Below are 25,906 nucleotides of genomic sequence, written 5' to 3' on the forward strand. Positions count from 1 at the left end.
ACGTCTGGTGCAAAAATTCATTACCGCCGTCGGCGCTATTCTCTTTGTCATATTCGGGTCACTGCCCGGCTTCTCCCAAGGCGCCCCATCCAGCGAGGCTGAGCGCAAAGCGGAACTTGCAGCCGCCTGGCAGGCCGCCAGCAATGCCGGCACCGCCGGCCCTGCCGACGTTGCATTGATCGACCAGGCCACGCTGAAGCTGCCGGCCGGCGACTTCTTCGTGCCCAAGGCCGAAGGCATCAGGGTGATGCGCGCGCTTGGCAACACGATTCACGATGCGAGTTTCGTCGGCCTCGTGCTTGGCACCAGGCAGAACGACCGGTGGCTGGTCGTCATCACCTACATCAAGGAAGGCTACATCAAGGATGATGCCGCCAAGGACTGGAACGCCGACGACCTCTTGAAAAATCTCAAGGAGGGTGTCGAGGAGTCCAACAAGGATCGCGCTGCCCGCGGCTTCCCCGAGATGGAGGTGATCGGCTGGATCGAGCCGCCGAACTACGATGCCACGTCTCATCGCCTGGTATGGTCGGTGCTCGGCAAGGACAAGGGCACGCCGGACGATGCGCGCAAGGACGTCAACTACAACACCTATGCGTTGGGCCGCGATGGATATTTCAGCCTGAACCTGCTGTCGGACTCGACCAAGGTCGCGACCGACAAGTCCGCCGCCCATGAACTGCTCGCCAACCTCACCTACCAATCCGGCAAGCGCTATGAGGACTTCAGTGCCTCGACCGACCGGATCGCCGAGTACGGGCTGCTCGCGCTGGTCGGCGGCGTGGCCGCCAAGAAGCTCGGCCTGCTCGCCCTGCTGCTGGCCTTCGTGCTTAAATTCGCAAAGGCCATCTTCGTGGCCGCAGCCGTGTTCGGCACAGGCGTGCTGAAATTCTTCCGCCGCAAGCCGCGGGACGATTCCGCCGGCGGCCCCGCATGAAGACGCTCTTCCTGCTGCTGTTCTCCGGCCTGAAATGGGGAAAGCTCGCCGCCAGCGGCGGCAGCATGCTGCTGTCGCTCGCGATCTACGCGTCGATATGGGGCTGGCGCTATGCGGCAGGCTTCATCGCCCTGCTGTTCGCGCACGAAATGGGCCACTACGTCGCCGCACGCCAACGTGGCCTGGACGTGGGCGCACCGGCCTTCATCCCGTTCGTCGGTGCATGGATCGCGCTGAAGGACAAGCCGGTCGACGTCGAGACCGAGGCCTATATCGCACTCGCAGGTCCGGTGGTCGGAACGGGTGCAGCTCTCGCCGTGTATCTCTGGGCACGCTCGGAGGACAGCGCCCTGCTGCTCGCGATTTCCTATGCCGGCCTGTTCCTCAATCTGTTCAACCTGCTGCCGCTCTCCCCGCTCGATGGTGGCCGGGTGACCGCCGTCCTCAGCCCGCGGATCTGGTTCCTGGGCGCGCCGATCCTCGCGGCATTGATGATCTACCGGCCGAGCCCGACGCTCCTGATCGTCGTGATCCTGGCCGTTCCGCAGCTCATCAGCGCATGGCACTACGATCCGCACGCGCCGGAAAACGTCGCCTATTACGGTGTGCCGCTCCAGACCAAGCTCGAATATGGCGGCGCGTATCTCGCGCTCGCCTCGCTGCTCGCGGTCATGACCTACGATGTCCACGAGATGCTGGGGCCGATGATGCGGGCGGGGTAGCGAGGGGCCAGGCCTGCATACGACAATGTCGTCCCCGCCTTCGCCGGGACGACACCGAGAGGATTCGCTAACCTGCCGCCTCTAGAGACGGTGCGTCGAACTCAGTTGCCCCACACTTCCTTCGCGATCTCCACGGCGAGGCCCAGCTTGGCCCACTGCTCTTCCTCGGAAAGGATGTTGCCCTCCTCCGTCGAGGCAAAGCCGCATTGCGGCGACAGCGCGAGCTGCTCCAGCGGGACGAACTTGGCCGCTTCCTCCAGACGCCGCTTGATGTCGTCCTTCTTCTCGAGCTCGCCGAATTTCGAGGTGATGACGCCGACCACGACGACCTTGTTGCCCTTGGGCAGGAAGCGCAGCGGCTCGAAGCCGCCGGCGCGGTCTGAATCGTATTCCAGGAAGTAGCCGTCGTAATTGGTGCCGGCGAGCATGGTCTCCGCCACCGGCTCGTAGCCGCCCGACGAAATCCAGGTCGAACGGAAATTGCCGCGGCAAACATGCGTCGTAACCACCATGTCGGCGGGCTTTTCGGCCAGCGCGTAGTTGATGATGCGCGCATAGATCTGCTGCAGGCCGTCCGGATCGTCGCCGCGCTCGCGCGCCTTCTTCAGCTCGTCCTGCGAGCACAGATAGGCCCAAACGGTGTCGTCGAACTGCAGATAACGGCAGCCGGCGTCGTAGAACGCCTTCACGGCCTTGCGGTAGGTCTTGCCGAGATCCTCATAGAAGGCGTCGAGATCGGGATAGATGTCCTTGGAGATCGACTTGCGGCCGCCGCGGAAGTGCAGCACGGCCGGTGACGGGATCGTCATCTTGGCGGTGACGTGGGCCTGGTCGGCGACCTTCTTCAGGAAGCGGAAGTGGTCGAGCATCGGATGGCTGTCGGGGAAATCGAGTTTACCGATCACCCGGACCGCGTCATGTCGCGTCTGCACGCCCGCGAACTGGATGCCGGCGTCGGGATGGAACAGCTCACAGCCGGTGAGCTTGGCCAGGAAATCGAAATGCCACCACGAGCGGCGGAATTCGCCGTCGGTCGCGAGCTTGAGGCCGACCGAAGCCTGCTTGTGCACGACCTTCTCGATCTCCATGTCCTCGATCTTGCGCAGATCGTCGGCGGAGATCTCGCCGGTCTCGAGCTTTGCGCGGGCTTCCTTGATCTTGGCGGGACGCAGGAGGCTGCCGACTTCGTCGGCACGGAAGGGGGCTCTGGTTCGCTGCATGTCTTGACTCCCGGGAATATTTCTAGTGGGCCGCCGCCCCTGCAACGCCGAGGTGGCGCTCGAGGACCGACGGGTCGGCCTTCAGCGCGGCGCTCGGGGCGTCGTGGACGATCGTTCCGCGCTCCAATATCACAACACGGTCGGCGAGCCCCAGAATCTTTTGCGCGTTCTGCTCAACGATGATCGAGCAGATGCCCCCGGCCCGGGTGATGGCCCCGATCGCCTTCAGAAGCTCCTCGACGATGATGGGGGCAAGGCCCTCGGTCGGCTCGTCCAGCAGCAGGACCTTCGGGTTGAGGGTCAGCGCCCGGCCGATCGCCAGCATCTGCTGCTCGCCGCCCGACAGCTGGTTGCCGAAATTGCTGCGGCGTTCCTTCAGCCGCGGAAACATCTCGTAGACCTTGTCGACCGTCCAGGGACCCGGCTGCGCCACTGCCGTCATGTTCTCTTCCACCGTCAGCGAACGGAAGATATTGCGCTCCTGCGGCACCCAGCCGATGCCGGCCCGCGCCCGCTGGTCGGGCCGCAGGCTCGTGACGTCGGTGCCGGCAAGCCCGACAGTGCCCGAGAAGCGGCGGGTGACGCCGACGATGGAGTTGATCAGCGTGGTCTTGCCGGTGCCGTTGCGGCCCAGCAGCGCCAGCACCTGGCCCTCGGCCAGGTTCAGCGTCATCTTCGGCAGCACCACCGCCTCGCCATAGCCGGCGCGAAGCTGGTCGATCGCGAGCAGGTCAGACATTGACCGCCTCCTCGCCGAGATAGACCGCCTTCACCTGCGGATCGCGCGCGACCTGGTCGGGCGGCCCCTCGGTGAGCAGCGCACCGGACACCAGCACCGAGATGCGATCGGCAAAGGAGAAGACGAGGTCCATGTCATGTTCGATCAGCAGCACAGTGACGTCCCGCGGCAGGCTGCCGACGACCGCGAGAATGTCGTGGCGCTCGCTTTCCGGCACGCCGGCGGCAGGCTCGTCGAGCAGCAACACCCGCGGCTTGGCCGCGATCGCGACCGCGATCTCGAGCAGGCGCTGCTTGCCGTAAGGCAGCGTTACGGTCTGTTCGTTCATGACATCGAGCAGATGAAAGCGCGCAAGCAGACCGGCGATCTCGTCGTTGACATCGTTGCGGGTGCCCATCCTCCGCCACCAGTCGCCGCCATGGCCGAGTCGTTCTGAGACGGCCAGGCCAATGGTCTCGAGCGGGGTCAGGTCAGGATAGAGCTGGTTGATCTGGAAGGTGCGCGAGAGACCGCGCAGCACGCGCTTGTGCACGGGAAGGTCAGTGATGTCCTGGCCCTCGAGCAGGATTCGACCCGAGTTCGGCTTGAGCACACCGGTAAGCTGGTTGATCACGGTGGTCTTTCCGGCGCCGTTCGGGCCGATCAGCGCATGGCGGGCGCCCTGCTCGATCTTCAGCGACAGATCGCGGGTGACGCGCAGGCCGCCGAACTGCTTTTCGAGATTCCGGGTTTCGAGCGCGATGGTCATGCGTCGCTCTCCGGAACGGTCACGACCGCTTTGCGCCCCGCGATCTGCTTGATCACGAGGTTGGGCAGGAACAGCACGCCGTAATGCAGGCGCTGGCGGCCGACCAGCACGATCACGACCAGTACGAGGCCGATCCAGAACTGCCAATATTGCGGAGTGATGGTGGAGAACACTTCCTGCAGCATGCGGAAGATCACCGCGCCAATCAACCCGCCGTAGAGATAGCCGGTGCCGCCGATCACGAGCACCAGCATCAGATCGGCGGAGCGGTCGAAGGCGAACACGTCGAGCGAGGCGATGGCGGTGGTCTGGGTGAACAGTGCGCCCGCAATGCCGGCATAGAACGCAGCGAGCGTGTAGATCGCGATCAGGCGGCGGTTGACGGGGATGCCAATAGCAGCCGCGCGCAGCGGATTGTTCTTGATCGCGCGCAGCGACAGGCCGAACGGCGAATGCACGATGCGGCGAGCCAGCAGGAACAGCACGAACAGCACGGCCAGCGAGTAGAAGAAGCCGGCTTTGCCGAACATATCGAACGGGATCTCGCCGAAAATCGGCTGCATCTCGATGCCTTGCAGGCCGTCGGTACCGCCGGTGATGTTGGAGAAGCGCTCCGCGAGGGCCTCCAGCAGCAGCGCGATGCCGAGCGTCACCATCAGGCGGGTCAGGTCGACGCCGCGGATCACCAGGAAACTGGTGGCAAAGCCGAGCACCATTGCGGCGAGGCCCGCGACGATCAGCGCGAGCACCGGCTCGTTGATGATGCCGTGCAGCGCCAGCAATCCGGCCGCATACGCGCCGACACCGAAGAAGGCCGCGTGACCGAGCGACACGATGCCGGCATAGCCGAGGATGAGATCGAGCGACATCGCGAACAGCGCCAGCCGCATGATGTCGGTCATTATCAGATAGCGCGTGGGAAACAGAAAGCCGCAAGCGAGCACGACGAGCCAGAAGGCGGCCTCGCCATAATGCCAGCGCGCCTGCCGCTGGGCGTGGAAACCGACGTCGGAAGAAGCGTTCATCGGCGGACTCAACGCGCGGCCGTACGGCCGAACAGGCCGTTCGGGCGCCAGATCAGGATCACGATCATCATGGTGTAGATCACGAAGGGTCCCATCTTCGGCACGTAATATTTTCCGGCGACGTCGCCGATGCCGAGCAGGAGCGAAGCCAAAAATGGTCCGGTGATGGAGGACGAACCGCCGACGGTGACCACGATCAGGAAGTAGATCATGAACTTCAGCGGGAAGTACGGATCGAGGCCGAGGATCTCGGCGCTCAGCGCGCCGCCAAGACCGGCGAGACCACATCCAAAAGCGAAGGTGAAGGCGAACACCTGCGGCACGTTGATGCCGAGGCCGCTGGCGGCGCGGGGATCGTCGACCGCCGCGCGCAAGCGGCTGCCGAAACGGGTCTTGGCCAGCACCATCTGCAGACCGATGGTGAGCAGGCCGCAGATCACGATGATCATCAGCCGGTAGCGCCCGATGCCGACGCCGAACAGATCGAACTGGCCCTGCAGCGCCGCCGGCAGATTGATGAACACGCGGGACGAACCCTGGATGTAGTCCACGGCCGCAACCGACATGAACGTCAGACCGATGGTGAACAGCACCTGGTCGAGATGACTGCGCGCATAGAGGTGACGATAGAGCGTTCGCTCGAGCACGATGCCGATCAGCGCGGACGAGACGAAAGCGAGCGGCAATGCCGCGAAGAATGGCCAGCCGTGCTGGTTGACCAGCAGCATGCAGACATAGCCGCCAGCCATGGCGAAGGCGCCATGGGCGAGATTGACGAAGTTCATCAGGCCGAGCGTGACCGCAAGCCCGCAGGCCAGCACGAACAGCAGCATGCCGTAGGCAACGCCATCGAACAGGTTGGTGAGGATTGAGGTCATCGCGCGCCGGGTCGATCCTGATGGACATTCGTCATTCCGGGGCAGCGCGCAGCGCTGAACCCGGAATCCATTTCAATCATTTCGAGATCCCGGATGCGCGCTAAGCGCGCTCCGGGATGACGCGCTTTCGCGCATCATTTCTTCGTCTTGCCGAGATCCTTGACGGCCTCGAAGACCTGGAACTCGATATTGTAGAGTTCGCCGTCCGTCTTCGACCTTGCGACCCTGCGGATGTAGATGTTCTGGATGATGTCGCGGGTCTCGGGATCGATCGAGATCGGGCCGCGCGGGCTCTCCCACTTCATCCCCTTCATGGCTTCGACCAGCTTGGTGCCGTCGGTATCGCCATTGGTCTTTTTCAGCGCCTCGTAGATGAGGTGGATGCCGTCATAGCCGCTCACCGCCATGAAGCCCGGGCGGCTGTTGAAGTCCTTCTTGTACGCGGCGACGAAGTCCTTGTTCATCTGCGAGGGATGGGCCGCGGAATAAAGATGCGCCGTCACGGTGCCGATCACGGCATCGCCCATGTTGTTGAGCAGGTCGTCGTCGGTAACGTCGCCCGGTCCGATCACCTTGATGCCGGCCTTGTCGAGGCCGCGCTCGGCATACTGCTTCATGAAGTTGCCGCCCTGGCCCGCCGGCACGAACACGAAGATCGCGTCGGGCTTGGCATCCTTCATGCGCTGGAGAAACGGCGCGAAGTCCGGATTTTGGAGAGGCACCTTGACCTCTTCAACCACCTCGCCGCCCCCGGCGGTGAAATTCTGCTTGAAGAAGTTCAGCGCATCGTTGCCCGGCGCGTAGTCGGAGGTCAGCGTCGCCACCTTCTTGATGCCGTTCTGTGCCGCCCAGTCGCCGATGATGGTGGAGGACTGCGCCAGCGTGAAGCTCGTGCGCACGATATAGGGCGAGCGCTCGGTGATGATCGAGGTCCCCGCCGCCATCACGATTTCCGGAATCTTGGCTTGCGTTGCGAGCGGCGCCGCCGCCAGTGCCGCCGGCGTCACGCCGAAACCGGCGATGAAGTTGACCTTGTCGTTGACGATCAGTTCCTGCGCGGCGGTTTTGGTCTTGTCCGGAATCGCGGCGTCGTCCTTGACGATGATCTCGACCTTCTTGCCGGCGACCGTGTCACCGTTCTGCTTCATGTAGAGCTTGATCGCGTTCTCGATCTGCTTGCCGGTCGAGGCCTGGCCGCCGGTCATCGGCAGGATCAGGCCGACCTTGACGGTGTCTTCCGCCTTGGCCGATGCGAGGCCCGCAAGGCCTGCGAGGGCAGCAATTGCAGCCGCCCGAGAAAACGTCTTGTGTTCGAACATCAGATGTCCCTCCCCTTCATTCCTGACCTCTTGTGCGCCGGACCGAGTCCCCGGTCCTTGCCTCATCTTAATCCACGCACGAGCGATTTCGCGCGTCACATGGCGTCTTTCGCGCCCTCATTGTCAATCGGACGTTTGGCGACCATTCGGCGCAATGCCCGCGCGTTTCCGCTGACAAGAGTGGAAAGCGATATCGCGGTTACGCCGGGGTAACCCAGGCACCCCATGCCTGCCACGCCCATTTGTACGATTGTACAAATAAAATGGACCTGTCAACGAAAAAGCCCCGGCGCGGTGGAAGCCAGATTGTCGCGAGTTGCGGACCGCAGTCTAGAAACCAGCCCGCCAGCGTGGATGGAGGATTTCGTCTTTCATTTGCAGAATTCGGACATCGGCGGGCGGGAAACCGAGTCTGCGAAATAAGGTATTTTTATACCTATCTCGAATAAGCCTATTTTACGTTGTTGAAGGCTAATGTTTTGATCGCGCTGCTCGTCTGGCGTCAGGTCCCTCATTCCGACTGCAGTCACCCAAAGATGCCCCGACGTTTCCGTTCCATCGTGTCCCTGCTCGCGCTCGCCGCGGAGCTGGCTGGATGCGGCACAGTCAACGAAAAGCTCTCGGCAGGCATGGGTGACTACGTCCCGCAATGGGCCGGCGGCCTGCCACCCGACGCCCCGCCCCGGCCGGGCACGCCGCAATACGATGCCTACATGAAGGAACGCGAGCGCAAGCGGCTGATGCCAGCGGCCGATCGCGAAAAGGAAGAGCAGGCGCAGAAGGGCACGGCCGGGTCGACCTCGGGCGACGCGGTGCGTTGAAGCGGCGAATGGCGAATTGGGAGTAGCGAATAGCAAGAACTCCACTCGCTCCTCGCCACCCACCATTCGCTAATCCATGAACACCACGGTCTTGCGGCCATTGAGGATGACGCGATCGTCGAGATGATAGCGGATCGCGCGTGCCAGCACGCGGCGCTCGATGTCGCGGCCCTTGCGAACCAGATCCTCGGGCGTGTCGCGATGGCTGATACGCTCGACGTCCTGGTCGATGATCGGACCTTCGTCGAGATCGCGCGTGACGTAGTGGGCAGTCGCGCCGATCAGCTTCACGCCGCGCTCGTGGGCCTGGTGATAGGGTTTTGCGCCCTTGAAGCCCGGCAGGAACGAGTGATGGATGTTGATGCAGCGGCCCGAGAGTTTTGCCGACAGATCATCCGACAGGATCTGCATGTAGCGGGCCAGCACGACGAGATCGGTGCCGGTCTTGGCGACGAGATCGAGGATCTGCGTCTCCTGCTCGCGCTTGGTCTCCTTGGTCACTGGCAGATAATGGAACGGGATGCTGCCGAAATCGAGCCCCTCATAGACCTCGCGCGGGTGGTTCGAGACGATCGCGGTGAGCATCATCGGCAGTTCGCCGGTGCGCCAGCGATAGAGGATATCGACCAGGCAGTGGTCGGATTTCGACACCAGCAGCATCACCTTGCGATGCGCGGCACGGTCGCGCATCTGCCACTCCATGCCGAAACGCTCCGCGATTGCCGCAAAGCCGGTCTGGAGCGCGGCCAGTTCCACGGCCAGGTCGGCCGCGGTGAACACCACGCGCATGAAGAACTTCTTGGTCTCGACGTCGTCGAACTGCTGGGCGTCGAGAATGTTCTGTCCGGAATTCGCCAGGAAGGTCGACACGGCCGAGACGATGCCGGGGCGATCCGGACAGGACAGGGTCAGAACATATTGATGATCGGGCATGACTGGTGAAGAGATGGCTCTTGAGGAAGGTTCATGCAGGGCTTGCAGGACGCCCCGCGCGTTGCGCCTTGCTCTAGCATCACGCCTCACTTGCGCCAATCCCGACGACGGAGTCAGGATGAATGGACCATTGCGAATTTGACTGATCGGAGCACGCCCATGGCCGACCGCTTGAACGGCACCCGCATCCTGATCCTGGAGACCCGCGAGGAGGCGCAGTTTTCAAAGCTCCTGGCCGAGCAAGGCGCCGAGGTCGTGCATTGCCCGATGTTCACGATCCAGGATGCGCCAGACCCCGCCCCGGTGGAGGCCTGGATCCGGCGCGCCATCGACAAGCCGTTCGACGACCTTGTGCTGATGACCGGCGAAGGTCTGCGGCGGATCATGAAGCTCGCGCGCACGCGTGGGCTCGACCAGGCTTTGGTCGCGGCGCTGGGCAAATCGCGAAAATTCACCCGCGGCCCGAAGCCCGGCAAGGCGCTCCGCGAAATCTCGCTCGAGGCGCAGCAGACCACGGAGAAGCCGACCACCGAGGGCGTGATCGAGATGCTGGGCAAACTTGATTTGAAGGGGCATCGTCTCGGCCTCCAGCTCTATCCTGACAAGGACCACAGCGCGCTGACCGGCGCGCTATCGGCGCAAGGCGCCGAGGTCGATACGGTGCTGCCTTATGTCTATGACTCAAAGGCGGCGGACGCCAACATCGTCGCCGCCATCGACGACATGGCTGAGGGACGAATCGATTCAATCGCGCTCACGAATCTCGGCCAGGTCCGCCGGCTGGTCGAGGCCGCCAAAGCACATGGCAGCGAAGCAAAGCTGCGCGCGGGATTCGAGCGGACACTGATCGCCTCGGTAGGACCGGCCGTGTCCGGCGAGCTCGCCGCGCACGGCCTGCGCACCGACATCTCGCCTGCAGATGAAGCCTATTTCATGCGTCCGCTGATCTCGGCGATGGCCGCAGCGCTCGCAGAACGCAAGCCGGGAGCTGCTGCGAGATAAGAGCAGAGCGCAGGGGCGGTGCGTGACGGCTGCGATTGACACGCCGATCGTCAGCGCTAGTTTGCCAGGCGGCAACAAGAAACCACGAAGGCAGGGAATCGCCGTGACACGCGTCATCGCGTTGTGAGCGGAGCCGCACGGCGTTCGGCGCTCGCACCATTCCGCATCCGCAACTATCGTTTCCAGTGGCCGTCCGATCTGCTCACCTCCTGGGCGTTCGAGATCGAGACGCTGGTGCTCGGCTGGTACATCCTGGTCGAGACCGGCTCGGTGCTGCTGCTGACCATACTTGCGTCTCTGCAATATGTCGGAACGCTGATTGCTCCGGTGCTCGGGATGGTCGGTGATCGCATCGGTCACCGCGACCTTCTTGTCGTGCTGCGCCTCACCTACACGGTGCTCGCCTCGACGATCATGGTGCTGGCACTGACCGGACATCTGGCGCCGCTCAAGGTGATGATCATCGTGACGATCATGGGCCTGATCCGCTCCTCGGATCTCGGCCTTCGCAGCGCGCTTCTCGCCGACATCATGCCATCCGAGCTTCTGGTGGGGGCGATCAGCCTGTCACGCACGACCCAGGACAGCGCGCGCATTGCCGGGGCGCTGACGGGAGCCGGACTGTTCGCGACCTTCGGCATCGGCAACGTCTATGTGGTGATCGCCTGCCTCTATTTCATGGCCGCGATTCTGATGTTCTGCCTGAGCCGGCCGGCGAAATCCGCCGCGCATCGCGCGGTCGAGAGCCATTCCGGCTCGCGGTTGCTGCGCGATCTCAAGGAAGGTCTCGTGTATTCCTGGAACGGGCCGGCCATGCTGGCGGCGCTTTGCGTCGCATTCCTTGCCAATCTCACCGCGTTTCCGCTGACGAACGGATTGCTGCCCTACATCGCGCGCGACATCTTTCACACCGACCAGACCGGCCTCGGTTATCTCTCGGCGAGCTTCGCCCTGGGTTCGCTGATCGGCTCCGTCACGCTCAGCCTGGTCAGTGGCCTGCGCATCGCCCGGCTTTTGATCGGTGCCACTCTGGCCTGGTACATGCTGCTGCTGGTGTTCGTCGAAATCAGGACCATGCCGGTCGCGATGGCTTGCCTCGTGCTGGCCGGCACCGCCCAGAGCATGTCGATGATTTCGGCTGCCGTGATCCTGATGCGGACGGCCAGCGCGCACCTGCGCGGCCGCGTGATGGGGGTGCGCATGATGGTGATCTACGGCCTGCCGATCGGCTTGCTCGCCGCCGGCAGCCTGATCGACGTCATAGGCTACTCCGCGACGGGCTCTCTCTACGCCGCCGCGGGCTTCATCGCGATGCTGGCGATCGCCATTCGCTGGCGCGCCGACCTCTGGCCGGTGCACGCGCCGGCCAACGGCGGGTGATGGCCGACCGTGCGGCGGGTGCGGTCGTCGCAGGCCATTCGTCAGCCTGTTGCAATTCTGTCCAATAAAGGCCGAAGACGATTCAGAAGGCGGCGCTTGTGGACATTGCTGCGGACAACATGCTGGCGGCCGCGCTGTCGAGTCTCGGGGCGGGCCGGCTCGGCGAGGCCGAAGCGCTGTGCCGGCCGATTCTCGCCCGCTATCCGCAGCATGTCGGCGCGCTCCACTGCATGGCTCAGGCGGCGTTCCGCGCCGGCCGGCCGGGCGAGGCCGTGCCGCTGCTGCGCCGCGCGGTCAAGGCCCAGCGAGGCGATGCCGGGCTGTTGGCCAATCTCGGCATCGTTTTGCGCGCCGCAGGCAAGCTCGATGAGGCGGTGAAAGTTTATCGGCAGGCCCTCAGCGAGGCGCCCGAAGCTGGCGAGATCTGGTTCAACCTCGGCAATGCCCTCCGCGAGGGCGGACATGACGGCGAGGCCGAGGCCGCCTACCGCCGCGCGCTCGCAAGCGGAAACTGCCGCTTCGACGGTGCGGGCGTTCACGCCAATCTCGGCCTTTTGCTGGAAGCGCGGGGCAGTCTCATCGCTGCGGCCGCAGCGCATCGTCAGGCGATCCGCCGCATGCCCGACATGCCGGAATACCATTACAATCTCGGCAATGCGCTGCGCGCCAATCTCGATCTCGACGAGGCCGTTCTCGCCTATGGCGAGGCGCTGCGGCTGCGGCCGAACTATCCGGAAGCAAGGCTGAACCAGTCGCTGGCCTTCCTGCTGCAGGGCGATTTCGCGCGCGGCCTTGCCGGCTACGAGGCGCGCCTGCTGACGTCCGAGGTGCAGCAGCGCGGCTTTGCCCAGCCGCTCTGGCGTGGCGAGCCGCTTCTCGGGCGCACGCTCCTGCTCCATGCCGAGCAGGGGTTGGGCGACACCATTCAGTTCCTGCGTTACCTGCCGCTGCTGAGCGCGCGCGCGGGCAGTCTCGTCGTCGAAGTCGATCCGGCCTTGCATCGTCTCGCCGCGCGGAAGATCGCGCAGGATGGACTCTCGCGGGTCCGCCTCGTCAATTCCGGCGATCCCTTGTCTGCTTTCGACGTCCACATCCCCTTCATGAGCCTGCCGCACGCATTCGGCTTCGACCTGCGCGAGATTCCGGGACCAGTGCCTTACCTCGCCGCCGACCCGGCGGCCGTCGAGAGTTGGTCCCATCGGCTCGGCGCCGATCACGGCCTGCGAATAGGATTGGTCTGGGCCGGCAATACCGCGCATCGCAACGACCACAACCGCTCGATCAAGCCGAGGGCGCTGTTGCCGCTGCTGGAGGCGAAGGCAGCGGGCGCACTCCGCTTCTTCAGCCTGCAGGTCGGCGCTCGGGCAAGGGACATCAAAATCTTTCCGCGGGAGACAATCACCGATCTGTCGCCGTTCCTGCACGACTTCGACGACACCGCAGCCGCGATATGCGCGCTCGACCGCGTGATTTGCGTCGACACGTCGGTGGCTCATCTTGCGGGGGCGCTCGGCAGGCCGGTCGACCTGCTCCTGCCCTATAATCCGGACTGGCGCTGGCTGCTCGATCGAACCGACAGCCCATGGTACCCGACCGCGCGCCTGCATCGCCAGGCTGCGCCCGGCGACTGGGCCGGCGTGGTGGCTGCCTTGGTGCGCGAGCTAAAGGACAGCGTAGCCCGCTAATCGCCGTATCCGCGCAGCCGTTCGACATTGAGGATTGTGACGCCGCCGTACTCCAGCCGCAGCAGCCCCTCCTTCTCCAGGCGGTTCAGCGCGCGGTTTGCGTTCTGCCGGGACATGCCGGAGAGCGCGCCGATCTCCTCCTGGGTGATCTCCAGATGCGCGGTCGATTCCGGATAGAGGATCGGGTTGAACAGCGAGGCGATGCCGCGGGCGAGGCGCGCGGTGGCGTCCAGCGTGCGGTTGACCTCGAGCATGCCGATGAACTGGCCGAGGCGCTCGTTAAGCTGGCGCACCAGGAAGCGGTTGAAGCCGACGCTGTTCTCGAACAGCCACATGAAGGCGCTACGCTCCATCAGTGCAACGCGGCTGTCGCGCAGCGCGACCACGTCGTAGCGGCGCAGCTCGTTCTTGAGCACGCTGCCCTCGCCGAACCAGGCGCCTGCCGTGAGGCCGGCAAGGCTGGTCTCCTTGCCGTCACGCGACACCCCGCCCATGCGCGCAAGACCGCTCACCATGCCCGCCCAATAGTCGAATTTGTCGCCACGCATGAACACGCTCTCGCCGGTGCCGTAGGACCGCTCGGTGATCCCGGCGCGGGCGACCTCGATCTCCCCTGGCGTGAGCTCGCGCGACCAGGCGGCGATGCGCTTCAGTTGATCCTCTGAAATCATGATCGAGGGGCCGGCCGCACCGTTTCGTCACTCCATCCTTCTGCTGCATTGCAGCATGATCGTTGGAGCCACCATCCTACGAAAGATGGAGGCCGCAGCTGCCCGAAAAAACTTTGTCGCAGAATTGTCAGGCCGGAGACATTTCAAAATAGCGCTTTCCCCTATTGAGGGCCACCTCGGGTGATGCGGCTTTTGATCCCCCAAAAGGACGAGAGCGGCGCGGCTCCGGGCGGGACCATGTGCTGCATGGCCTCACCGGCACGACCGTACTAGGATCGCCCGGAGGAACCGACGAAGAGCGCCGCTGAACGCGCCATCACCGGGAGGGATTTGTTTGGTGGCTACCAGTCTCGAAGTGCGCGGCGTGTCCTTGCGATTCGGCGGCGTTCGCGCGCTGACCGATGTCAGCTTCGCCATCAACGAGGGCGAGCTGTTCTCGATCATAGGCCCCAACGGGGCCGGCAAGACATCGATCGTGAACTGTATTTCCGGTCGCTACAAGCCGACCGAAGGCCAGCTGTTCTACGGGGGACGCGACATCACCGGCTTGACGCCGAATGCGCGCCCCAAGCTCGGGATCGGCCGCACCTTCCAGAACCTTGCGCTGTTTCACCATATGAGCGTGCTCGACAACATCATGGTCGGCCGCCATCACCTCCTGAAGAATAATTTCCTCACGGGCTCGCTGTACTGGCTCACCGGTGCGCGCAAGGAAGAGCTCGAGCACCGACGCAAGGTGGAAGAAATCATCGACTTCCTCGACCTCCAGTCGGTCCGCAAGGCGACCGCCGGCACCCTTTCCTACGGCCTGCGCAAGCGCGTCGAACTCGCCCGCGCCATGGCGCTGGAACCGCGCCTCATTCTCCTCGATGAGCCGATGGCCGGCATGAACTTCGAGGAGAAGGAGGACATGGCCCGCTACATCGTCGATCTCAACGAGGAGTTCGGCATGACCGTGGTGATGATCGAGCACGACATGGGCGTGGTGATGGACATCTCCCACCGCGTCATGGTGCTGGATTTCGGCCGCAAGATCGCCGAGGGCGATCCGGCCGCCGTGCTCGCCGATCCCCACGTCAAGCGCGCCTATCTTGGCGAAGAAGACGAGGTGCTGGTCGACCCTGACGACGCGCCGCCGGCGCAGGAGAGCGCGGCATGATGGATTACGCAGCCCGCGTCGCCCAGGCCGACACCTATCCGAAGATGCTTCGCCTGAACGCGAAGGAGCATGGCAACGAGATCGCGCTGCGCGAAAAGGATCTCGGCCTCTGGCGCCCCTTTACCTGGAGCGACTACCAGACCCGCGTGCGCGACTTTGCGCTCGGCCTCGTCGAGCTTGGCCTTGGCCGCGGCGACGTCATCGGCATCATCGGCGACAACCGGCCGGACTGGGTCGCGGCGGAAGTGGCGACACACGCGATCGGCGGATTGAGCCTCGGGCTCTATCGCGACGTGCTGGACGAAGAGGCCTCCTATCTCCTCAACTATGGCGAGGCGCAGCTCGTCTTTGCCGAGGACGAAGAGCAGGTCGACAAGCTGCTGACGCTGGCCGAGCGCGTGCCTGATCTCAAGCACATCATCTATTCCGATCCGCGCGGCATGCGGAAATATGACGACCCACGCCTGATGTCGGCGGAGAAATTTGCCGAGCTCGGCCGTGCCCGGGCGACGCGCGAGCCGGAGCTCTACGACCGGCTCGTCGATGCCACCAAAGGCGAGGATGTCGCGATCCTCTGCACGACGTCAGGCACGACGTCGCATCCGAAGCTTGCGATGCTCGCCGCCGGCCGCGTGCTCGGCCATTGCGCGACCTATCTCGCCTTCGATCCCAAAGGGCCCGACGACGAATATGTCTCGGTGCTGCCGTTGCCCTGGATCATGGAGCAGGTCTATGTGCTCGGCAAAGGCCTGCTCTGCCGGATGAAGATCAATTTCGTCGAAGAGCCCGAGACGATGATGAACGATCTGCGCGAGATCGCACCGACATTCGTGCTCTTTGCCCCGCGCGTCTGGGAATCGATCGCCGCCGACGTCCGCGCCAAGGTGATGGACGCAACCACCTTGAAGCAGCGCCTGTTCGATCTGGGCATGAAGTCGGGTCTCGCGGCGCTCGAACAGGGCAAGCGATCCGGCCTTGCCGATGCGATCCTGTTCCGCGCGCTGCGCGATCGGCTCGGCTTCACACGCCTGCGCTCGGCTGCGACCGGCGGCGCGGCGCTCGGGCCTGATACCTTCAAATTCTTCCAGGCCATGGGCGTGCCGCTGCGCACGCTCTATGGCCAGACCGAGCTGCTGGGCGCCTATACGCTGCATCCCGAGGGCAAAGTCGATCCTGATACCACTGGCGTGCCGATGGCCGACAATATCGAGATCCGCATCGACAACGCCGACATCCACGGCGTCGGCGAGATCGTGGTCCGGCATCCCAACATGTTCCTCGGCTATTACAAGAACCCGGAGGCGAGCGTTGCCGACGTCAGGGATGGCTGGATGCTGTCGGGCGATGCCGGCTATTTCAACGCCAACCGTCAGCTCGTCGTCATCGACCGCATCAAGGATCTCGCCGAGACCTCGCGCGGCGAGCGCTTCTCGCCGCAATTCATCGAGAACAAGCTGAAGTTCTCGCCCTATATCGCGGAAGCCGTGGTACTCGGCGCCGGTCGCGACGCGCTCGCGGCGATGATCTGCATCCGCTACTCCATCATCTCCAAATGGGCGGAGAAGAACCGGCTTTCCTTCACGACCTACAGCGACCTCGCCTCGCGGCCCGAGGTCTATGCGTTGGTTCAGAAGGAAGTCGAGACCGTCAACGCCACGCTGCCGCCGGCGCAGCGCATCTCGCGTTTCCTGCTGCTCTACAAGGAGCTCGATGCCGACGACGGCGAGCTCACGCGCACCCGAAAAGTACGCCGCAGCGTGATCAACGAGAAATACGCCGGGATCATCGACGCCATCTACCGCGGCGCCGCCGACATCCCCGTCGACACCGTGATCCGCTTCCAGGACGGCACCACGCAACGCGTGCGCACCACGCTGAGGGTCGTGGATCTGGGTGGACGCGGCCCCATGGCGGAGGCGGCGGAGTGACCCTGCCGGCAAAGAACACCGCAGCCCTTTGCCTCTCCCGCTTGCGGGAGAGGCCGACGCGCTCGCAGAGCGCGGCGGGTGAGGGTTCTCACCACTCGGGGACATTCTCCGCAATTCTCAACAATCCCAATGCGGAGACAGCCCCCACCCCAGCCCTCCCCCGCAAGCGGGAGAGGGAGCCGACTGCCAATGCCGCCGCATCGTGCCCACCATATGCGATAGCCCTGCCGCAAGCGGGGAGAGGCGAAGGATAGCATAACATGAACACCGCCTTCCTCATCCAGCTCCTGGTCAACGGTCTCGTCGTCGGCACGCTCTATGGCGTCGTCGCGATGTCGTTCGTGCTGATCTACAAGGCGACGCAGGTCGTCAATTTCGCGCAAGGTGAACTGCTGCTGGTCGGCGCCTGGGTGTGCTGGGCGCTGCTCGCCAAGTACCAGGTGCCGTTCTGGATCGGCATGCTGATGACGCTGGTATTCATGTTCATGTTCGGCATCGCGATCCAGGTGCTGATCCTGCGGCCGATGATCGGCGAGCCCATTATCTCTGTCATCATGGTGACGATCGGCCTCTCCACCGTGCTGCAGGCGACGCTGAAATGGATGTTCGGCGTCAACCCGCAGCCGTTTCCGCGCGTGTTCGAGAGCCAGTCGGTCGCGCTGTTCGGCCTCCAGATCCAGACCGTCTATGTCATGAGCCTGATCGTGTCGGTGGCGATGATGATCGGCATGGCCTGGTTCTTCCGCGCTTCAAAGTATGGCCTTGCGATGCGGGCCACGGCGTTCAACCAGCAGGTGGCGCAGTCGCTCGGCATTTCCGTGAAAAGCGTGTTCGCGATGGCCTGGGCGATCTCGGCGACCGTGTCAGCGGTCGCCGGCGTCGTCGTCGCCGTTGTGAACGGCGTCTCCTCGGGCCTTGCCGCCTACGGCATCAAGGTGTTTCCGGCGGCGATCCTCGGCGGGCTCGATTCCGTCGGCGGCGCGGTGCTTGGCGGCATCATCATCGGCCTGCTCGAGAACATCGCGCAATATGTCGACAGCCAGTACCTGCACTGGGGCAATCTCTACGAGATTGCACCGTTCTACGTCCTCATCATCGTGCTGATGATCAAGCCCTACGGCCTGTTCGGCACCCACGACATCGAGCGGATCTGACCCATGGCCGGCCCTTCCCTCATCCCTGCTGGTGATTTCCGCACCTCTTACGCGGCCGACACCACGATCTTCCCGACCGCGACGAGCCGCAACTTCGCGATAGCAGGCGTGCTGCTGCTTTGCCTTGTGCCGCAGTTCATGGGCGGATACTGGCTCAGCATCTTGATCCAGATCGGCATCTTCTCGATTGCGGCGCTGGGGTTGAATATCCTGGTCGGCTTCACCGGCCAGATCTCGATCGGCCACGCCGCCTTCTTCCTGCTCGGCGCTTTCTCCTCCGCCTACATCTCCAACCACGCGCCGATCCCGGTGTTCTTTGCGATCCCGCTCGCAGGCGTCGTCACCGCGATGGTCGGGCTGGTCTTCGGCATCCCGGCGGCGCGGCTCAAGGGTCTCTACCTCGTCATCGCCACACTTGCCGCGCAATACATCCTGCTCGACTTCTTCTCCCGCGCCGAATGGTTTTCCGGCGGCTCCGTGCCGGCGAGCGCCGAGCCGTTTTCGATCTTCGGCTATACGTTGCGCGGCGACCGGCAATATTTCTACGTGGTGCTGGCCTATGTGCTGGCGAGCTACATCCTCGTCACCAATCTGATGCGTACGCGCGACGGCCGCGCGCTGGTGGCGATCCGCGACCATTATCTCTCCGCCGAGATCATGGGCATCAACCTCACCAAATACCGCACGCTGTCATTCGGGCTCGCCGCCTTCTTCGCCGGCATCGCCGGCGCTCTCTTTGCGCATTACCAGCTCGTCGTGTCGCAGGAAGGTTTTGGCATCGAACGCTCGATCCTGTTTCTCGCCATGATCATCATCGGCGGCACCGGCTCGATCATGGGCACGCTGATGGGCACCGCCTTCGTCGTGCTGCTCCCCGAGGCGATGGAATGGATCAGCCTGTATTTGAAGGGCGGCACGATCGACAAGGCGCTGGCGCTCAGCAACAACCTCACCTTTCTGCGCGAGATCGCGATCGGGCTCATCATCATCGTGTTCCTGATGTTCGAGCCAGATGGGCTCGCGCATCGCTGGCGGCAGATCAAGGCTTATTGGAAACTCTACCCGTTCTCGTATTGAGCGCGGGGAATTCGACAACCAACAACAGGAGGAGACGACCAATGAAGACAAAAGCCCTTTTGAGCACCGCCTCGCTCGCGCTGGCGATCGCCGCATTTTCAGCCAGCGCGCAGGCGCAGATCGCGATCGGCCATCTCGAGGACCGCTCCGGCGGCACCGCCGACGTCGGCACGCCATTCGGCCAGGCCGTGGCCGACACCTTCGCCTGGGTCAACAAGAATGGCGGCGTCGGTGGCAAGCAGCTCAACGTCGACACCAACGATTACGGCTATCAGGTGCCGAAGGCGATCGCGCTGTACAAGAAATGGTCAGCGCCGGACGCCAAGGTCGCCGCCATCATGGGATGGGGCACGGCGGATACCGAAGCACTGACCGGCTTCCTCGCCCAGGACAAGATCCCCGACATGTCCGGCTCCTACGCCGCAGCCCTGTCGGACCCCGAAGGCACCAGCGGCAAGGCCAAGCCCGCGCCGTACAATTTCTTCTACGGCCCGACCTATTCGGATGCGCTGCGCGCGATGTTGATGTGGGCAGCCGACGACTGGAAGGCCAAGGGCAAGCCGGGCAAGCCGAAATACGTGCACATGGGCGCCAACCATCCCTACCCCAACGCGCCGAAGGCGGCCGGCGAGGCGCTCGCCACCGAGCTCGGCTTTGAAGTGCTGCCGCCCCTGGTCTTCGCGCTGAGCCCCGGCGACTACAGCAGCCAGTGCCTGAGCCTGAAGAGCTCGGGTGCGAACTACGCCTATCTCGGCAATACGCCTCAATCCAACGTGTCGGTGCTGAAGGCGTGCAAGGCCGCGAACGTGGACGTTCAGTTCCTCGGCAATGTCTGGGGCATGGACGAGGCCGGCGCCAAGGCTGCCGGCGACGCCGCCGACGGCGTGGTGTTCCCGCTGCGCACGGCAGTGAGCTGGGGCGGAGATGCGCCCGGCATGAAGACGGTGATGGAAATCTCCAGGATGTCCGACCCCACCGGCAAGGTTTACCGCCCCGTGCACTACGTCGCGGCCGTCTGCTCGGCACTTTACATGAAGGAGGCGCTCGATTGGGCCGTCAAGAACGGCGGCGCCACCGGCGAGAACGTCGCCAAGGGCTTCTACCAGAAGAAGGACTGGGTGCCATCAGGTATGGAAGGCGTCTGCAATCCTTCGACCTGGACCGAAAAGGACCATCGCGGGACCATGAAGGTCGACCTCTACCGCACGAAGGTCTCGGGCGCCACCGATGGCGACATCAACGACCTCATGGCCAAGGGCACCATCAAGCTCGAGAAGGTCAAGTCGGTCGAGCTGCCGCGCAAGCCGGAATGGTTTGGCTGGTGATTCCGATCTCTGACGTCATGGCCGGGCTCGTCCCGGCCATCCACGTCTAATCACCCGGCACGAAAAACGTGGATGCCCGGGACAGGCCCGGGCATGACGAGAGTACCAAATTGGCGACACACCCAATGACCGACATCGTCGAATCCCCTCGCCCCGCCCCCACCGTCGTCCCGGCGCCGCCGCTCCTCGCCGTGCGCAACATCGAGGTCGTCTATGACGACGTCATCCTGGTGCTGCGCGGTCTCAGCCTCGACGTGCCCAAGGGCGCGATCGTGGCGCTGCTCGGGGCCAACGGCGCCGGCAAGTCGACGACGCTGAAGGCGATCTCGGGACTGCTCAAGACCGAGGACGGCGAGGTCACGCGCGGCGAGATCCTGTTCGAGGGCCAGCCGATCGCGGGCGTCGATCCCGACAAGATCGTCCGCCGCGGCATCTTCCAGGTGATGGAGGGCCGGCGCATCGTCGCCGACATGACGTCGCTGGAAAATCTCAGGCTCGGCGCATTCACCCGCAGAGACCGCGAGGTCGATGCCGATCTCGATATGGTCTTCAATTACTTCCCGCGCCTGAAGGAACGCACGGGCCTTGCCGGCTATCTCTCCGGCGGCGAGCAGCAGATGCTCGCGATCGGCCGCGCGCTGATGGCGCGCCCGAAGATGATCCTGATGGACGAGCCGTCGATGGGCCTCTCGCCTCTGCTGGTGAAGGAGGTGTTCTCAATCATCCAGAAGATCAACCGCGACCTCGGCGTCACCATCCTGCTGGTCGAGCAGAACGCCCGCGCCGCGCTGTCGGTGGCGAGCCACGGCTACATCATGGAGCAGGGCAAGGTCGTGCTCGACGGCACCGCCGACGAGCTGCGCGACAACGAGGACGTCAAGGAATTCTACCTCGGCGGCGCCGGCGACCAGCGCAAGAGTTTCAAGAACCTCAAGAGCTTCAAGCGGCGCAAGCGCTGGCTCTGACATCGCGTCTTCAAGCGAAGCGGGAACCGGTTCGCGTGAAGACAACGCGTCAAAACAAAAGACACTTACTCGAGCACCTGCTCCGCTTCCGTGACCGCGCAGAGAACATGATAGAACGACGACGCAGGAATGGTGTCGATCAGCGATTTGCCGTCGCGGTCGAACTGGTCGTACCAGCCGCCCCGCACGGGATGGCTGAGATAATGCCGTTCGAGCCGCACCAACGACGCGCGCGCCTCGTCCGCCGCACCCGCCTCCCCCGACTCGGCTTGCGCGATCCACGCCTTCGCGATCTCGGTCTGCGGCCAAAGCCGGCGCGTGCCGCGCCGGATGTTGCCGGCATCATCGCCCTCATCGACCACACAGCCGGTGGCCGCGTCGCGATAGCGCAATGCCGTTGCCAGCAATTCTGCGCGCCGCGTGCCCGTCGGGCAGCCCGTGATGCGTTCGAAGCCCTTCAGCAGCCAGACCCATTCCGCCTGATGACCCGGCTCGACGCTGACCGGCTCGATCTTCGACCAATCCTCCTCGAAATACTCCGTGAGGATACGCTTCTGCTTGTCGTAGAGATTGGCGAGGAACAGCGCGAAGAATTCACCCGCGCGATTCTGGAACGACAGATCGTGCGTCGCGTCGAAACACGCGATCATCGCCTCGAACAGATGCATCTGCGGATTCTGCCGGCGCGGCAGCGTCACCGGCAGGCCTTCGTGGACGCCGCCGTGCGGCGAGCGCAGATGGCCGTCGAGGAAGGCAAGCAGCGCATCGATCTCGGTGCGAATTTGCGCATCCTTGTCGAGCGCATAGACGGTCGCCAGCGCAAACAGGATGAAGGCGTGGTCGTAGGCATCGCGCCGCGCATCCAGCACCGCACCATCAGGCGTCAGCCGGTGCACGAAACCAGGCCGGCCGTCGGGCGCCTTCGCCTTGGCCAACATGTGCTCGAGCCCCTTCAGCGCGATGGCGCGGCCTTGCGGATACCAGCCCATCTGCGCCGCCTTGGCGTAGCAATAGATCTGGCGGGCCTGCACCATCACCCGCCGCGGCGCGGCCGTATCCGGCGAGCCGTCGCGGTGCAGCCGATCGATGAAACCGCCCGTGGCGTCGTCCCAACCGACGGTCGACCACAGCGGGATCGCGTCCTCGATCATGCGACGCTTCAGGCGAGCGACGACGCCAGCCGCCTCCTCCGCCGGAATGATGCTCTCGTCCGCCATCGCGTCCTCTCCACGCCCCGCCCATGGCCGTCTGATACCGATGCGAGCGGCGGCGTGCAACGGATGCTAACCCGGAAAGACCTGCCATGACTGCTCATTACGACGCCCTCGAGACGCGCGAGCCCGCGGCGCGCGAGGCCGATCTGTTCACTCGCCTGCCGGACGTGCTGCGCAACGCGATGCGCGCGCCCGCCTACGCCGAGCGGCTGAAGGGGGTCGATCCTGCCTCCGTGACATCAAGAGCGGCGCTGGCGGCCCTGCCGGTGCTGCGCAAGTCGGAGTTGCCGGCCCTGCACAAGGCCTCCCAGCCCTTCGGTGGCTTCGTGACGGCCGCCCCAGGGTCGTTCGCGCGCCTCTTCACCTCCCCGGGTCCGATCTTCGAGCCGGAGGGACGGCAGGCCGACCCCTGGCGCGGCGCGCGCGCGCTGTTCGCGGCCGGATTCCGCGCCAACGACATTGTGCTCAACACCTTCAGCTACCACCTCACCCCAGGTGGTTTCATCTTCGACTCGTCGGCACGTGCACTCGGCTGCGCCGTGATCCCGGCCGGCCCCGGCAATACCGAGCAGCAATTCGAGCTGATCGAGGCCTACCGTCCGGTCGGCTACAGCGGCACGCCGGATTTCCTCAAGATCCTGCTCGACGCCGCCACAGCCGCAGGCCGCGACGTCTCCTCGATCAAGCGCGCGCTGGTCTCGGGCGCCGCCTTCCCGCCCTCGCTCCAGGCCGAGATCAAGGCACGCGGCATCGACGCCTACCAGGCCTTCGGCACCGCCGATCTCGGCCTGATCGCATTCGAGACCGAGGCGCGCGAGGGCATGGTCGTGAACGAGGGCCTGATCATGGAGATCGTCAAGCCCGGCACCGGCGATCCCGTCGCGCCGGGCGACGTTGGCGAGATCGTGGTGACCTCGCTCGATCCGCATCATCCCTGGATCCGGCTCGCGCTCGGCGATCTCACCGCGGCGCTGCCGGGGCCGAGCACATGCGGCCGCACCAACATGCGCATCAAGGGCTGGATGGGCCGCGCCGACCAGACCACCAAGGTCAAAGGCATGTTCGTCCGCCCCGAGCAGATCGCGGAGATCGGCAAGCGCCATCCTGCGCTCGGACGACTGCGGCTCGTGGTGACGCGCCAGGGCGAGACCGACGCAATGACGCTGAAGGTGGAGACAGCAGCCGCAAGCGATGCGCTGCGGGAGGAGATCGCCGATACCCTGCGCGCCGTGACGAAGCTCGGCGGCAGCGTCCAGCTGGTCAGCCTCGGAGCACTGCCAAATGACGGCAAGGTGATCGCAGACGAACGGTAGGCCCAGTGCGAGTTGAGACAGGTCGGGAAAATTGGGTTCGTTTTGCCAACTTTTACGACGCTGCTTACTCAACACCCTCCTCCACCGACTCCGTCGCTAGAAGCTGCTCTCTGGCGCGACGGCGTTGCCTTTGGGCGCGGCCCTCGTAGCGCTCAAGCGCCGCCAAGCGCCGCACCTGCTCCAGCGACGGAGATTGCAGATCCAGCTCTGCCATCAATCCTTTCCGAACGGCTGCGACCCGCTCCAACTGCGTTTGCGCTCTTGCCAGTTCCAGCGCCGCCAGCTTTTTTGGCTGGCTGGCACCTTCCGGAATCAGAAGTTCCACGAACCTATGCTGCTGCATTTCCTCTAGAGCATTCGCCGCTACCGGAATAGATAGACCGTGCCGAACGGCGTTGCGGCTTGACTTGAGACGCCCGGCTGCGGTCCGCGGGCCGGTGCTTTTCTGCGCGTTCCGCCGGTTTGCCTCGGCCTGTTTTTCAGTGGTCATGGTGGTGCGCGCCCGCCCTTGCTCTGATCTCCTCCAACGACCATAGCTGGGGGATCACGAGATCATTGAGATTATGTGGGACGCCTCCATCAGGGTCTGCTGTCGCTTCGCGCTGTTGGCAAGTGTCTGCATTGTCCTCATGATGCTGGGCTTCACGCTGATCCGCCTCCACTTGAGCCTGTTGGGAAGACCCCGGGATGCTTATTTGATCCATACCGACTTCGTTGATCATTGCCGCTGTCGGCTCCTCAGATTGCCGTGCATGATCGCGATGAAGCTCATCGGCTACAACTCGGTTCCCTCTATCCACCTCTTGGGAAATCTGATGAGATTGCTGGCGACCAGTATCTCGAGTGCGATCCTTTGATTTTCCCTGTTGGGAAAGGTGGCGGCGCCTCATTTCATCTTGCAGCTTTCGACGACTGCGATCGCGTTCTGAAGCCATTTTTTCGACCCTCGAAATGGCGCGGATGTTGTTTTGCATTGACAGAGCGAGAAGCTCGGCTTCCCCCACCTCAAACTCTGCCAGCTGCGATCTCACTTCATCACGTTCTTTTTTGACTGGGCTGAAATATCTGTTTGAACCGCCCCGGGATTGCCGGAGGCCATTTGGTTTAAGTTATGCCGCCATGGCGGGTTGTTCCAGCGTGGCGTAGTAGCGTTGCTCGGCCTCGGCCGGCGGTATGTTGCGGATGGGCTCCAGGAGCCTTCGGTTGTTGAACCAGTCCACCCATTCCAGAGTCGCGAACTCGACGGCCTCGAAGTTTCGCCATGGTCCGCGCCGATGGATCACCTCGGCCTTGTAGAGGCCGTTGATCGTTTCGGCGAGGGCATTGTCATAGGAATCTCCGACGCTGCCAACAGAAGGCTCCACGCCTGCTTCAGCCAGGCGCTCGGTGTACTTGATGGAGACGTATTGGCTGCCTCTGTCGCTGTGGTGCACGAGCCTGCCACGATGGACCGGCCGTCGATCATGCAGTGCCTGCTCCAGCGCGTCGAGCACGAAGCCGGCATGCGCTGTGCGCGAGGCTCGCCAGCCCACGATCCTGCGAGCATAGGCGTCGACGACGAAGGCAACGTAGACAAAGCCGGTCCAGGTCGCGACATAGGTGAAGTCGGAGAGCCAGAGAACATTCGGCCTCGGCGCCTTGAACTGGCGGTTGACGTGATCCAGCGGGCATGGCGCAGCCTTGTCGCTGAT

General features: G+C 64.0%; 25 protein-coding genes. 13 read left to right on the top strand and 12 right to left on the bottom strand.

Annotation, left to right across the window (positions count from 1 at the left end; translation table 11 throughout):
* Positions 1 to 7 precede the first annotated feature (7 nt).
* Both JQ621_RS26195 and JQ621_RS26200 read left to right on the top strand, forming a co-directional pair.
* On the top strand, positions 8 to 937 hold the full coding sequence (locus tag JQ621_RS26195; protein WP_212238398.1) for a DUF2167 domain-containing protein: 930 nt from the start codon (positions 8 to 10) through the stop codon (positions 935 to 937).
* Complete coding sequence (locus JQ621_RS26200; protein ID WP_212238400.1) at positions 934 to 1,659, top strand: site-2 protease family protein; 726 nt, start codon at positions 934 to 936, stop codon at positions 1,657 to 1,659. Before JQ621_RS26195 ends, JQ621_RS26200 begins: the two co-directional genes overlap by 4 nt.
* A 101-nt stretch (positions 1,660 to 1,760) precedes the next feature.
* Here JQ621_RS26200 and JQ621_RS26205 read toward each other — a convergent pair whose 3' ends face one another.
* From JQ621_RS26205 to JQ621_RS26230, 6 genes are all read right to left on the bottom strand, one after another.
* On the bottom strand, positions 1,761 to 2,879 hold the full coding sequence (locus JQ621_RS26205; protein WP_212238402.1) for a cobalamin-independent methionine synthase II family protein: 1,119 nt from the start codon (positions 2,877 to 2,879) through the stop codon (positions 1,761 to 1,763).
* A 22-nt stretch (positions 2,880 to 2,901) separates the two neighbouring features.
* Positions 2,902 to 3,618, bottom strand: coding sequence for an ABC transporter ATP-binding protein (locus tag JQ621_RS26210; protein WP_212238404.1), 717 nt, complete (start codon positions 3,616 to 3,618; stop codon positions 2,902 to 2,904).
* Positions 3,611 to 4,366, bottom strand: a complete 756-nt coding sequence (locus JQ621_RS26215) for an ABC transporter ATP-binding protein (protein WP_212238407.1) — start codon at positions 4,364 to 4,366, stop codon at positions 3,611 to 3,613. Before JQ621_RS26215 ends, JQ621_RS26210 begins: the two co-directional genes overlap by 8 nt.
* Positions 4,363 to 5,391, bottom strand: coding sequence for a branched-chain amino acid ABC transporter permease (locus tag JQ621_RS26220; RefSeq protein WP_212238410.1), 1,029 nt, complete (start codon positions 5,389 to 5,391; stop codon positions 4,363 to 4,365). Before JQ621_RS26220 ends, JQ621_RS26215 begins: the two co-directional genes overlap by 4 nt.
* Before the next feature lie 8 nt (positions 5,392 to 5,399).
* A complete protein-coding gene (locus tag JQ621_RS26225) occupies positions 5,400 to 6,269 on the bottom strand; it encodes a branched-chain amino acid ABC transporter permease (protein WP_212238413.1) in 870 nt (289 codons plus the stop codon).
* A 134-nt stretch (positions 6,270 to 6,403) separates the two neighbouring features.
* Positions 6,404 to 7,588: an ABC transporter substrate-binding protein gene (locus JQ621_RS26230; RefSeq protein WP_212238416.1), complete on the bottom strand. Its 1,185-nt coding sequence runs from the start codon at positions 7,586 to 7,588 to the stop codon at positions 6,404 to 6,406.
* A 536-nt stretch (positions 7,589 to 8,124) separates the two neighbouring features.
* Between JQ621_RS26230 and JQ621_RS26235 the strand changes: the two genes are divergently transcribed.
* Positions 8,125 to 8,409: a hypothetical protein gene (locus JQ621_RS26235; RefSeq protein ID WP_212238419.1), complete on the top strand. Its 285-nt coding sequence runs from the start codon at positions 8,125 to 8,127 to the stop codon at positions 8,407 to 8,409.
* A gap of 69 nt (positions 8,410 to 8,478) precedes the next feature.
* Here the strand turns inward: JQ621_RS26235 and purU are convergent, their stop codons facing one another.
* Positions 8,479 to 9,342, bottom strand: coding sequence for a formyltetrahydrofolate deformylase (gene purU / locus JQ621_RS26240; RefSeq protein ID WP_212238422.1), 864 nt, complete (start codon positions 9,340 to 9,342; stop codon positions 8,479 to 8,481).
* A 159-nt stretch (positions 9,343 to 9,501) separates the two neighbouring features.
* Between purU and JQ621_RS26245 the strand changes: the two genes are divergently transcribed.
* From JQ621_RS26245 to JQ621_RS26255, 3 genes are all read left to right on the top strand, one after another.
* Positions 9,502 to 10,344 carry a uroporphyrinogen-III synthase gene (locus tag JQ621_RS26245; protein WP_212238424.1) on the top strand — a complete coding sequence of 281 codons (843 nt, stop codon included), beginning with the start codon at positions 9,502 to 9,504 and terminating at the stop codon, positions 10,342 to 10,344.
* 123 nt (positions 10,345 to 10,467) lie between these two features.
* On the top strand, positions 10,468 to 11,724 hold the full coding sequence (locus JQ621_RS26250; protein WP_212238426.1) for an MFS transporter: 1,257 nt from the start codon (positions 10,468 to 10,470) through the stop codon (positions 11,722 to 11,724).
* 98 nt (positions 11,725 to 11,822) lie between these two features.
* Positions 11,823 to 13,409 (top strand): tetratricopeptide repeat protein, encoded by a 1,587-nt coding sequence (locus JQ621_RS26255; RefSeq protein WP_212238428.1) that lies wholly within the window; start codon positions 11,823 to 11,825, stop codon positions 13,407 to 13,409.
* Here the strand turns inward: JQ621_RS26255 and JQ621_RS26260 are convergent.
* Complete coding sequence (locus tag JQ621_RS26260) at positions 13,406 to 14,080, bottom strand: Crp/Fnr family transcriptional regulator (RefSeq protein ID WP_212238430.1); 675 nt, start codon at positions 14,078 to 14,080, stop codon at positions 13,406 to 13,408. The genes JQ621_RS26255 and JQ621_RS26260 overlap by 4 nt on opposite strands.
* A 337-nt stretch (positions 14,081 to 14,417) precedes the next feature.
* Here JQ621_RS26260 and JQ621_RS26265 point away from each other — a divergent pair, with 337 nt between their 5' ends.
* From JQ621_RS26265 to JQ621_RS26290, 6 genes are all read left to right on the top strand, one after another.
* Entirely contained in the window at positions 14,418 to 15,239 is an 822-nt protein-coding gene (locus JQ621_RS26265) for an ABC transporter ATP-binding protein (RefSeq protein WP_212238432.1), read from the top strand.
* Entirely contained in the window at positions 15,236 to 17,167 is a 1,932-nt protein-coding gene (locus tag JQ621_RS26270) for a long-chain fatty acid--CoA ligase (protein WP_212238434.1), read from the top strand. Before JQ621_RS26265 ends, JQ621_RS26270 begins: the two co-directional genes overlap by 4 nt.
* 260 nt (positions 17,168 to 17,427) lie before the next feature.
* Entirely contained in the window at positions 17,428 to 18,321 is an 894-nt protein-coding gene (locus JQ621_RS26275; protein WP_212238436.1) for a branched-chain amino acid ABC transporter permease, read from the top strand.
* A 3-nt stretch (positions 18,322 to 18,324) separates the two neighbouring features.
* Positions 18,325 to 19,398 carry a branched-chain amino acid ABC transporter permease gene (locus JQ621_RS26280; RefSeq protein WP_212238439.1) on the top strand — a complete coding sequence of 358 codons (1,074 nt, stop codon included), beginning with the start codon at positions 18,325 to 18,327 and terminating at the stop codon, positions 19,396 to 19,398.
* Positions 19,399 to 19,439: 41 nt separating this feature from the next.
* Positions 19,440 to 20,723: an ABC transporter substrate-binding protein gene (locus JQ621_RS26285; RefSeq protein WP_212238442.1), complete on the top strand. Its 1,284-nt coding sequence runs from the start codon at positions 19,440 to 19,442 to the stop codon at positions 20,721 to 20,723.
* A 125-nt stretch (positions 20,724 to 20,848) separates the two neighbouring features.
* Positions 20,849 to 21,688, top strand: a complete 840-nt coding sequence (locus tag JQ621_RS26290) for an ABC transporter ATP-binding protein (protein WP_212238445.1) — start codon at positions 20,849 to 20,851, stop codon at positions 21,686 to 21,688.
* A 65-nt stretch (positions 21,689 to 21,753) separates the two neighbouring features.
* On the opposite strand, the gene JQ621_RS26295 is transcribed toward JQ621_RS26290, so the two are convergent.
* Positions 21,754 to 22,905 (bottom strand): AGE family epimerase/isomerase, encoded by a 1,152-nt coding sequence (locus tag JQ621_RS26295; RefSeq protein WP_212238448.1) that lies wholly within the window; start codon positions 22,903 to 22,905, stop codon positions 21,754 to 21,756.
* Between the two features lie 86 nt (positions 22,906 to 22,991).
* On the opposite strand from JQ621_RS26295, the gene JQ621_RS26300 reads away from it, so the two are divergent.
* Positions 22,992 to 24,215, top strand: a complete 1,224-nt coding sequence (locus JQ621_RS26300) for a phenylacetate--CoA ligase family protein (protein WP_212238451.1) — start codon at positions 22,992 to 22,994, stop codon at positions 24,213 to 24,215.
* A gap of 64 nt (positions 24,216 to 24,279) precedes the next feature.
* Here the strand turns inward: JQ621_RS26300 and JQ621_RS26305 are convergent, their stop codons facing one another.
* The 3 genes from JQ621_RS26305 to JQ621_RS26315 form a co-directional block, all read right to left on the bottom strand.
* Entirely contained in the window at positions 24,280 to 24,705 is a 426-nt protein-coding gene (locus JQ621_RS26305) for a hypothetical protein (protein ID WP_212238454.1), read from the bottom strand.
* A complete protein-coding gene (locus tag JQ621_RS26310) occupies positions 24,695 to 25,189 on the bottom strand; it encodes a hypothetical protein (RefSeq protein WP_212238457.1) in 495 nt (164 codons plus the stop codon). Before JQ621_RS26310 ends, JQ621_RS26305 begins: the two co-directional genes overlap by 11 nt.
* 135 nt (positions 25,190 to 25,324) lie before the next feature.
* A partial coding sequence (locus JQ621_RS26315; protein ID WP_212238464.1) for an IS3 family transposase occupies positions 25,325 to 25,906 on the bottom strand: 582 nt, incomplete at its 5' end.

It is taken from the genome of Bradyrhizobium manausense, from assembly GCF_018129685.1.
Taxonomy (GTDB): Bacteria; Pseudomonadota; Alphaproteobacteria; order Rhizobiales; family Xanthobacteraceae; genus Bradyrhizobium; species Bradyrhizobium manausense_D.